General features: G+C 40.7%; 1 protein-coding gene. It reads left to right on the top strand.

What is annotated here, in order from left to right; translation table 11 throughout:
- On the top strand, positions 1–776 hold a 776-nt coding region (locus tag F6K38_RS43135; RefSeq protein WP_287361086.1), incomplete at its 5' end, for an alkaline phosphatase family protein.
- Positions 777–1005: the final 229 nt, after the last annotated feature.

Here is a 1005-nt window from a genome sequence, read left to right as displayed (position 1 = left end):
CCCAAACTCTCTATCAAAAATTGCAACAGTATGGTGTTAAATCTTATTGTTTTCAACACTACAATTATGCTTACTCTCCCTTTTCACGAGTGGTGTGTGATGGGGCAAGTATTGTTCCCTACAAAACCATTCCTGAAGCATTAGTTAACCTGACTGAAGCTGCGATCGCTGAATCCGAAAAGAGCTACTTTTTCCTGTATTTGGATATTGTTGATGGCATCGCTCATAAATACGGTCCTGGCTCTGTCCAGTTTCAGGCTGAAGTTAGCACACTTTTGCTAACCATGGAGCGACTTTTATATCAGCAAGTAGCTGGTAAGCTTAAGAATACATTATTACTAATTACCGCTGATCATGGACAAATAGAGATTTCACCAGAGACTACTATTTATTTGAATCAGCTTAATCCTTCGATTGAGCAGTTTATTAAACGGAATGCCCAAGGTAAACTGTTGGTGCCAGCAGGATCATGTCGGGATATGGTGTTGTATATTCAGGAAGACTATTTGGATAAAGTCTATGATTTGCTTACGGAGCAGTTGGCAGATCGAGCAACAGTGTATCGCACCACCACATTACTTGAGCAAGGCTATTTCGGTACAGGTGAAATATCGCCACTATTGCTGAATCGGTTAGGCAATATAGTGATTTTACCGAATAAGTATGAAACGGTTTGGTGGTATGAAGAAGACCGGTTTGAACAACACAAGTTGGGGGCTCATGGGGGATTGTCAAGGGAAGAGATGGAAACGATTTTGTTGGCTATTGATTGTTGAAGGTTTGGGAAGGTTGAAAGTTGAAGGTTTGGTAAGGTTGAAGGTTGAAGGTTTGGTAAGGTTGAAGGTTGAAGGTTGTTAGTCAGCTTGTAGGGTGGGCAAAAACCGTTGGCTTCAAATTAGTATTAATGATTAGATGACTTTGCCCACCCTACTTTAATTGGGATTTTTTTCACCTTTTAAGCTTGTAGGGTGGGCAAAAACCGTTGGCTTCAGATCAGTATTAATG

The organism is Moorena sp. SIO3B2 (assembly GCF_010692525.1).
In the GTDB taxonomy this organism is placed as follows: Bacteria; Cyanobacteriota; Cyanobacteriia; order Cyanobacteriales; family Coleofasciculaceae; genus Moorena; species Moorena producens.
This window is presented reverse-complemented; position numbering and strand designations above follow the sequence as displayed.